Source organism: Streptomyces sp. NPDC000410 (genome assembly GCF_040300305.1).
Taxonomy (GTDB): domain Bacteria; phylum Actinomycetota; class Actinomycetes; order Streptomycetales; family Streptomycetaceae; genus Streptomyces.
Genome location: NZ_JBEPDM010000103.1, coordinates 1 through 8,086, shown reverse-complemented (window position 1 = coordinate 8,086; position 8,086 = coordinate 1). Strand labels below are relative to the sequence as shown.

Annotated in this window: 9 protein-coding genes; 5 read left to right on the top strand and 4 right to left on the bottom strand. The window is 70.0% G+C overall.

The features are described from left to right. Nucleotides 1-3 precede the first annotated feature (3 nt). The 3 genes from ABT342_RS37665 to ABT342_RS37655 all read left to right on the top strand — a co-directional run bounded on the left by ABT342_RS37665 (nt 4) and on the right by ABT342_RS37655 (nt 1,971). Entirely contained in the window at nt 4-855 is an 852-nt protein-coding gene (locus ABT342_RS37665) for a hypothetical protein (RefSeq protein WP_351583985.1), read from the top strand. 409 nt (nt 856-1,264) lie between these two features. Beyond that, nucleotides 1,265-1,750 carry a DUF2975 domain-containing protein gene (locus ABT342_RS37660; protein WP_351583979.1) on the top strand — a complete coding sequence of 162 codons (486 nt, stop codon included), beginning with the start codon at nt 1,265-1,267 and terminating at the stop codon, nt 1,748-1,750. Next, complete coding sequence (locus ABT342_RS37655) at nt 1,750-1,971, top strand: helix-turn-helix domain-containing protein (RefSeq protein WP_351583977.1); 222 nt, start codon at nt 1,750-1,752, stop codon at nt 1,969-1,971. Before ABT342_RS37660 ends, ABT342_RS37655 begins: the two co-directional genes overlap by 1 nt. An 828-nt stretch (nt 1,972-2,799) precedes the next feature. On the opposite strand, the gene ABT342_RS37650 is transcribed toward ABT342_RS37655, so the two are convergent. The 3 genes from ABT342_RS37650 to ABT342_RS37640 all read right to left on the bottom strand — a co-directional run bounded on the left by ABT342_RS37650 (nt 2,800) and on the right by ABT342_RS37640 (nt 3,854). Beyond that, nucleotides 2,800-3,180 (bottom strand): toxin Doc, encoded by a 381-nt coding sequence (locus ABT342_RS37650; RefSeq protein ID WP_351583975.1) that lies wholly within the window; start codon nt 3,178-3,180, stop codon nt 2,800-2,802. Further along, complete coding sequence (locus ABT342_RS37645; protein ID WP_351583972.1) at nt 3,180-3,419, bottom strand: hypothetical protein; 240 nt, start codon at nt 3,417-3,419, stop codon at nt 3,180-3,182. The genes ABT342_RS37650 and ABT342_RS37645 overlap by 1 nt, the downstream gene beginning before the upstream one ends. A gap of 147 nt (nt 3,420-3,566) precedes the next feature. Next, nucleotides 3,567-3,854, bottom strand: a complete 288-nt coding sequence (locus ABT342_RS37640; protein WP_351583982.1) for an HIRAN domain-containing protein — start codon at nt 3,852-3,854, stop codon at nt 3,567-3,569. A gap of 76 nt (nt 3,855-3,930) precedes the next feature. Between ABT342_RS37640 and ABT342_RS37635 the strand changes: the two genes are divergently transcribed. Next, nucleotides 3,931-4,842 (top strand): potassium channel family protein, encoded by a 912-nt coding sequence (locus ABT342_RS37635; RefSeq protein ID WP_351583969.1) that lies wholly within the window; start codon nt 3,931-3,933, stop codon nt 4,840-4,842. A gap of 214 nt (nt 4,843-5,056) precedes the next feature. Here the strand turns inward: ABT342_RS37635 and ABT342_RS37630 are convergent, their stop codons facing one another. Then, nucleotides 5,057-6,577, bottom strand: a complete 1,521-nt coding sequence (locus ABT342_RS37630) for a hypothetical protein (protein WP_351583966.1) — start codon at nt 6,575-6,577, stop codon at nt 5,057-5,059. 238 nt (nt 6,578-6,815) lie between these two features. On the opposite strand from ABT342_RS37630, the gene ABT342_RS37625 reads away from it, so the two are divergent. Next, complete coding sequence (locus ABT342_RS37625; RefSeq protein WP_351583963.1) at nt 6,816-8,060, top strand: TnsA-like heteromeric transposase endonuclease subunit; 1,245 nt, start codon at nt 6,816-6,818, stop codon at nt 8,058-8,060. Nucleotides 8,061-8,086: the final 26 nt, after the last annotated feature.

The window sequence follows — 8,086 nt, the reverse complement described above, 5'->3', positions numbered from 1 at the left end:
GGTATTTACGGGGTGCTGCCATGGTGCTGGTGGTTCTCCTTCGCCAGGACGGTAACCCTGGCATCAGGGACTCCACAAATCTCAGTACAGCTCAGGGACTTCCGGGTCGGAGACGTGCTGTCGGTCACCTGCCCGTTCACGCCGACCAGGGTCGAACGCAGTGTGAAGTGGAACCACCTTTCGGTGCGGTGGCCATGGTGGCGTATCGACACAGACAGCGACTTCTTTCACTGGAACGGGATCGTTGCCCTGGGTGTGGACAGTGGCGGACATGCCCCGCCGGAGACCGAGGCGGAACTGTTCCGGACCGACCCGCCGCCGGAGCAGCTGAAGACGGGAGACGCCTGCCGGGTCGGAGTCCCGCCCACCGTGGTCCACGTGACTGCTGTCGACCACCACGATCCTCCACTGGAGACGGGCTGGCTACCGCGCCCCACGCTGTCCGTGGCCGTGCTGCGCCGCGGTCTGTCGTACCGGGAGTTTCCGGACGGAAGCCATCTCAACGGCGAGGGTTACACCCTTCACCCGGGCGACGGGATCCCCTTCACCTTTGAGCTGCTGATGCGTCCGTACGCCTTTCTGCAGCCGGGCGACGAGGTCGCCGACACCGCCGGGCGGGCGTGGCTGTTCGACGGCCCCTGGGACTGGACCGCCTTCGACGCGGCGGGGCCCGGCACAGGTCCCGAGTGGCCGCTCGTCCTGCTGACCCGCTCCGGAGCGCCCTGCTCCGTCGCGGACGCGGAGGCAGTCGCCGAGGGCACGGCGACCGGTTCCCACCAGAAGACCGTCCGGCACTGGATGGCTCTCACCGAGGCATCGCCCACACCCTGGCCGGCGACGCAGCCGCCGAAGTAGACAGTGCTGTGATGCCGGGGACATCTCCGTCGGTTCGTCGGCCCGGTCACGGTCCGGCAGGCGCAAGCCCGCACTCGCGTCCAGCGGCGCAAGCTCGACCACGCGGCTACGGCGACGTTCCCCTCGGCGGCGGATCGAGCGAGTACGTGGCCGGACGGGCCATCCATGGCGCTCAGTCGCAACACCTGTGACTGGGCGCTTCAGCCGGCTGCGACTGAGCACTGGATCTGCCGACCGGGCACCGGATCTGTCGAGCCGTGCATGTGGGCCGGCCGGGCGGGGCGGCGCCCGAGAGGGCCTGGCCTGGGCTGTTTCGCGGATGAAACCACCGTCCGATCGCCGTCCCCGCCCTTGCTTCACCTATCGAATCTCGATAGATTCCCATCGGGACTCGATGGAAGGTTGGGCCATGGGAAAGCTGACAGTGGGCGCGTTGCGCGCCGTGCTCGTGGTGGTGCTCGCCGGCACCGTGTTCGTACAGGCATTGATGGTGTGGGCGTTTGCCACCGACCCGGAGGACGGGTCGCTCCCGCTGGCCCCGCTGCGCGTGATCACGATCCTGGGCATGGTGGCGGCCCAGGTCGCCCTGGTCTGCGTATGGCGGCTGGTGACGATGGTGCGACGCGGAACCGTGTTCTCCCACGCGGCCTTCCGGTACGTGGACGGCGTGATCGGCGCGATCGTGGCGGCCGCCCTCCTGTGGTTCGCGGTCACGGCCATCAATGCGCCGGGCCAGCGGGACGACCCGGGCGTCACCGTCATCATGGCCGGGGTCGGCGTGGCCATCCTGGGGGTCGCGCTCATCGTGCTCGTGCTGCGGATGCTGCTCGCCCAGGCCGTCGCGCGCGACGTGGAAGCGGCGCAGATGCAGGCCGAATTGGACGAGGTGATCTGATGCCGATCGCCGTCGACATCGACGTCATGCTGGCCAGGCGGAAGATGTCCGTGGGCGAGCTCGCGGACCGCGTAGGGATCACGCCCGCCAACCTGGCCGTACTCAAGAACGGCCGCGCCAAGGCCGTGCGCTTCGCGACACTCGCCGCGCTCTGCGAGGTGCTCAAGTGCCAGCCGGGCGACCTGCTGCGCTGGGAGGCCGAGGAAACCGTGGGCGAATGAACCGTGCCTGCCGACGCGTCAGCGCCGACTCCGCCCGCCGTTGACCGACTCCGGGAGCATCGCTCGGGCCTTGCTCCAGGCGTCCCTGGGCCTGCTGGAGCAATGGTGGAGATGCCCGACCCCCGCGATCCGCGCGGCGTACGGCACGCTCTGGTCGTCGTGCTCGCCCTGCACCCCGATCGCGACCGGGGTGCAGGGCGACCCGGGCGCCTCCGGCGCACCACGCCGACACGCCGCAGGGATCAGAAGCGTGGAGTCGGCGTCCCCACGCCGGGGCCGGGCCGATTCTGAGCATCGGACATGGCCATCGGGGCCGGGTGGCGGACCTCAAGCAGGCCCTGGCGCTCGATCTCAGCATCGGCTATCGCGAGATCGAGCCCGGCCGGGTGTACACCGAGGGCAAGGGAGACCAATTCCGGCCCTGAACCGGGAGCGCCGCGTACCCGCACTCCGCCGCTGCGCTGCCTCTGGTCGCGTGTGATCGCCCGTCCTCCCGTGGAGTGGCACGACGAAAGCCCGCGCCGGAACGCTCGGGCGCTGCTTCAGGCCATGGCGGCCGCTCCGGTCCGGACTTGCACCGGTCGAGCCGGCTCGCGACGAGCGCGCCCGCTTGGTGGCCGGCCTGTTCGACGACACCGCTCCGCCTTCGGCGCCGGCTGTGCCGATAGTGCCGTGCACCTTCCCGAATACCGGGCACGGCTCGGTGCGCTGCGGCGGATCGGGAGGCCGGCCGTCAGGGCGGTTGCCGTGCTGCGTCCCGCGGTGGCCCGGCGGCCGTGGCCCGTCTCGTGAGGCGGAGCACGGGGCGGCGGGCGTGCGCCCGACGGGTCAGACCCTCCAGGCGCGCAGCTGGTCGGCGACGGCGTAGACACTCAGGCGGGTGTCGCGGATCTTGCGGACGAGGTCGGGCAGGGTCCCGTAGGGAGGGTCGATGCCTTCGCCGGACTGGTCCATGTACTGGGCGGCGACGAAGGCCGCGAAGAGGCTGTTGCGGTGCGGCAGCGGCTCCAGGCGGACGATGGTGTGCAGGAGCGCGGCCGCACGCCATGCGGCATCCGGGTCGGAGGCTTCCAGGGTCGGCATCCGCGTCTTGTGGCGCGCGACAGCCGCCACCAGCCCGGAGTAGTCGGAGACCGTCACGTCCTCGTTGCCGAGAGCGAGGTCTTGCACGTCCAGAAGCCAGGCGACATCGATGTGAAGGACGGGCATCAGGCGGCCGCGGCCCCGTCGCGGCGCTTGGAAGGAGGGACCTCACCGGGGAACGCCTCGTCGAACTGGTCACGCAGCTTGTCCGCCCACTCGGCGGCGCCGGCGACGAACCGCTTGCGGTGCATCTCGCGGACGCCGAGGTCGTGGAGGTACTGCTTGAGGCTCTTGCCCTCGGCCGCGGCTGCCGCGCGCACGGCCTCGAGTTCCTCATCGGTGAAGGACACATTCAGGGACGGCATACCCAGATGGTACCTAGTTGGTGCCAATTCGCGCCAGCCTGCGACCCGTGCCCGCGAAGTCCCAGGTCATAGCCCCACGCGTCGCGGGCGCACTACGCCGCAGCGGCGCGGCGTTCAGAGCGCAGGGCACCCGCGGCCGCCCTTGGGTTACGCACTTGTGAGGGTGAGGGTGAGCTGGGCGTCGAGGTCAGCGTCGGCGCCGCTGGATGTTGTCGAGAGCTGTGCGGCGATGGTCGTGGGGGCGGTGTCGTCCAGGGCGGATGCGAGGGGTCGTGCTGTCTCGCCGGCGACCCAGCCGAGAAGGTGTCCTTCGTGCTCGACGCGGACGGCGTTCGGATCGGCGCGGTTTCCTGGATCGCGGATGAGGTCGACCGGCGTACCGGGGGCGAGGGTCGTTATGCAGAGGGTGCTGCGGGCGTGGCGGCTGCCGTGCAGGAGTGCGGCCGATGCGGCGTAGTTCGAGGAACCGCATCGAGGCGTGGCCTGCGTCCGTCAGAACGGGCTGCCGTGCATGCTGGACACCGCATACGCCACGTTCTGGGAGACGCGTATGAAATGGCTGGTCTCATTGCTCGGAGCAGCTCTCGTCATGGTCGCGCTGCGGGACCTGTTCCACACGCTGTGGCACCCCACCCGTCACGGCGGGCTGAGTCGGAACGTCATGGCGGCCCTGTGGAAACTGTCCCAGCGTCTGCCCTTCCGCAGACGGGCGGCGGGACTCATCGGTCCGCTGTCCATGGTGATGGTGGTGGCCATGTGGGCAGGCACTGTCGTCATGGGATGGGCACTGATCTACTGGCCCCACCTGCCGGACGGCTTCTCGTTCGCCACGGGCCTGGAGCCGGCCGAGCACGCCGGGCCGGTGGACTCGCTGTACATCTCGCTGGTCACCGTGACGACCCTCGGGCTCGGTGACATCGCCCCGACCGAACCATGGCTGCGCGTCGTAGCGCCCCTGGAAGCCCTCGTCGGCTTCGCTCTGCTGTCGGCAACGGTCTCCTGGGTACTGGAGATCTATCCAGCGCTCACCCGCAGACGGGCACTGGCTCTGCGGCTGTCCCATCTGCAGCGGAACGACCCCTCGCCACTCCAGCTCGACTCACCTCTGGGAGCGGCTGTCCTGCACGACCTCGCCGGGGAGGTGGCGCGCATCTCCGTCGACTTCCTGCAATTCGCCGAGTCCTACTACTTCCACGAGGGCGAGGACCACACCTCGCTGGCCGCCAGAATCCGCTACGCCGCCGACCTCGCCGACCGTGCGGGCAACGCCCAGCATCCCGAGGTGCGGTTCGCCGCCTCTCTGCTCACCACCGCACTGGAGGACTTCTCCACCGTCCTCGACCAGCGCTTCCTTCACAGCGGTGGCACACCGCGCGACATCTACCGTGCGTACGCGGAGGACCACGGCCGAGGGCAGCTCTGAGCGCCGAACCGCCGGGGGCGCGGCGCGGGTTCCCCCCCGGAACGGTCGATGGCGTTCGCGAGGAGGGTCTTGGAGACCTCGCCGACGATGCCGGTCTCGATCAGGCCACCGATCATGATGTACAGCCCGGCGAAGAAGGCGAATGCCGGCACTCGACCCTACCCAGCACGTCCCTGGTCTGCGAGGCTGCGACCCTCGCAGTTGCACTGGCTGGTTATGTGGGCGTCGTCTCTCGGCGTCGGGCAGCCGTCGGTTGGGTGGCGGCGCCGTTCAGGCAGCGGTCGAGGAGTGCGTGCATGCGGGGGACGGGCAGGGACGGGTTGGCCGCGGCGCCCTCTGCGGTGCGGGGGTCGGCGAGGAGGGCTTCCAGGGCCTGCGGTGTGAGGCTCGGGTTGGCGGCGGCTGCCCGGCGTACCGACTCGTCGGGGTCTTCCACCGGGGGTTCGGGCAGGGCGGGATCGGCCGCTGCCAGGGCGCGTACCTCGGGATCCGGGTGGCGGATGAGGTGCGTCCGGCCGGTGCGGGGGAACGCGGGCAGGGTCAGCAGGTGCGGCCGGTGGGCCGGGCGGGCGACGAAGACGTCCAGGAGGAGGTGTGGCGGAGCCAGGGGGTGGTGGCACGCCAGCAGGATCCGCACCTCCTCGTCGGCGTCCCGCGCGAGTGTCTCGACGAGCACGGCGGGCAGTCCGGGCCAGGTCGCCGCAACCCGGCGGAGCTCCGGTTCCTCGGACGCCGCGCAGGCGGCGAACCAGTCGGGCGAGGGTTCGGTGGCCGGCTCGGTGATCGGGCAGACGCAGTCCGGACCGTGTCCCAGGACCCGCTGGATCGCCCGGTACTCGGCCCAGGTGCGGGGGAAGGGGTGGAGGCGTGCGCGCATCCGCACGTCCTCGTCCGGGTCCTGCCTCAGCTCGGTGACCAGGTCCGGTCCCAGGTCGGGCCGGGCGGCGACCATCTCGCGGACCTTTGCCTCGGGGTGGCGGGCGAGCCGGGCGACGGCGTCGGCCGGGGTATGGCGGTTCCAGGTCAGGGGGTGCACCGTGCCGTCCGCGAAGCACTGCTCGACGAGCGCGGGGGACAGGGCGCAGGTGCCGAGCACGAACGACTTGCTGTGCGAGCCGATGGACGGCAGTTTGGCCTCCACCGCTTCCGGGTCCAGCTCCCAGGTGCTGTTCTGCGCCGCTTCCCGTACGGCGGGGTCGGGGTCGTCGAGCAGGGCTTCCTGCTGCGCAGGCGTGAGCGACTGCCACGTCCAGGCGGCGCGTACGCGGAGCCCGGGGTGCTCGTGCCCGGCCATGGAGCGGTAGAAGGACTGAGGGATCTGCCGTGAGGAAGTGAGCTCCTGGACGATCTCGTGTTCGGTGAGCATGCCGTCCTCGCCCCCGTCCTGGGCGGTCAGGAGGGTGACGAGGATGTCGTCCGGCAGCGGCCGGACCCATCGGGGGCGGGGGCGGGGGCCGCCGGCGAGCCGTGCGCGGATGATCCCCGACGGGTCGGTTGCCAAGGGGGCGAGTCGTGCGGGGTCGACATGCCGGTTGCCGGCGAGCGCGCGGCGGATCCCCCTGGCCGGGTGGAGGAGGGCTGCGTCGATGACGGCGTCGGGCAGGTCGCGGCCCTCGCACATCAACAGGCCGGCCTCACCAGCCGCTTGACCCACCAGGCGTATCAGTACGTCGGAGGGCGCCGCCGGATTGAAGGCGATGCCGCGCAGCCACGGTTCATGGAGGGAGTCGGACACCGCGTCATCCTGCCATCTTGTCGCGCCCGGACCGGTCTACGTGGCAACCACGTAGACCGTGGCAAGTCAAGCAATTGAGTGTTGCTGAAACTCGGCGACATCGTTTTCGCTGTCCACGGGGTGTTCTCGCCGTTGGTGTCCGCTGTCATTCAATCGAGTCGTTTGACAGCGAACCCAGTCGTTTCGGCTTCCTTGCCAGCGAACCTAGTCGCATGAGGTGACGTGCTGGGGGTGCTGAGTGGCCGTACCGGTCGGGGTGGATCTTTCGGAGCCGTATGTCGAGCTGTCGTACGTGGATGCGGTACGCGAGCGTCGGCGGCGCCCGCTGCTGGAGTGTGTGACGGCGCGGTTCGAGGACGTGGCCGCGGTGCGGCCGTTTCGCTGGTCGCGTGGTGAGCGTCATTTCTCGGGCTGGTACTGGGCGGCGACGACCGGTCGGCACGTCGGTTTCGAGTCGTGGCTGGAGCGAGACCGGCTTCTGCTGATGGATTTCGATCCGGAGGTGGTGGGGATCGCCTCGCAGCCGTTTTGGCTGCACTGGCACGACGGCGAGCGGGAGCGTCGGCATGCTCCGGACTACTTCGTGCGCCGCGTGGACGGTTCGGCGGTGGTTGCTGATGTCCGCGCTGATGAGCGGATCGAGCCGAGGGACACGGAGGCGTTCGAGGTGACGCGCCGGGCCTGTCGTCAGGTGGGGTGGGGCTTCCAGCGGGTCGGGGTTCCGGAGGAGGTGCTGCTGGCGAATGTGCGGTGGCTGTCGCGTTACCGCCATCCCCGGTGCCGGCGAGGGCTGGTCGCGGACCGTCTCCGGGAGGTTTTCGCGGCGCCGGTCCCGTTGATGACTGGCGCGGATGCGACAGGTGACCGGCTTGAGACGCTTCCCGAGGACCCCGACCGGCGACAGCCCCGCGCGGACTGCGCCACAGTCACCATCCCCCGCCGCAGATGCCTCTGCACCAAATGTGCCGCTGTCCGGCGTCTGCGAGAGCTCCTCGGCCACCCCGAAGGCGCCCCGCCACCAAACCTGCAGACACTCTTCGACGCCCTGGCGAACAGCCGGCCGTCCCAACTGCTGTCCTGGCTGGACAAGCCCGGGCCGGCCGCCCTGCTGACTGCCATCGCCCGCAACGGTGCCCCCGTCACCCATGAGCTCCTCGACCAGCACACCACCACGGCCGGCAGCCGACGCCTACGCGCCGTTCTGATCGTCCACGGTGTCCTGCCCGCCCGCGACGAACAAATCGCCAGCCTCGAACGCTGGGTGAAGGCCTTCCTGAACGCCATCCCCGATACCCACGACCGCAGACTCTTGGACAGCTTCGCCACCTGGCACCACCTGCGCCGACTGCGCCGACGCCACTCACCGGCCCGCCCGCTCTCGCCCCACACCGCAGCCAGCGTCCGCACCGGCCTCAGAAGCCGTATCTCAACCGAACGTGATCCGTTGATTTCTGCTGGTCAGGCATGGTCTAGCTCGGGGTGAGGGAGGCATGCGGCGTCTTGTGTTCG

Bases quoted from the DNA above. Each gene is read 5' to 3' on its own strand.
- ABT342_RS37660 (WP_351583979.1), top strand. From the start codon at position 1,265: ATGGGAAAGCTGACAGTGGGCGCGTTGCGCGCCGTGCTCGTGGTGGTG.
- ABT342_RS37655 (WP_351583977.1), top strand. From the start codon at position 1,750: ATGCCGATCGCCGTCGACATCGACGTCATGCTGGCCAGGCGGAAGATG.
- ABT342_RS37650 (WP_351583975.1), bottom strand. From the start codon at position 3,180: ATGCCCGTCCTTCACATCGATGTCGCCTGGCTTCTGGACGTGCAAGAC.
- ABT342_RS37645 (WP_351583972.1), bottom strand. From the start codon at position 3,419: ATGCCGTCCCTGAATGTGTCCTTCACCGATGAGGAACTCGAGGCCGTG.
- ABT342_RS37635 (WP_351583969.1), top strand. From the start codon at position 3,931: ATGCTGGACACCGCATACGCCACGTTCTGGGAGACGCGTATGAAATGG.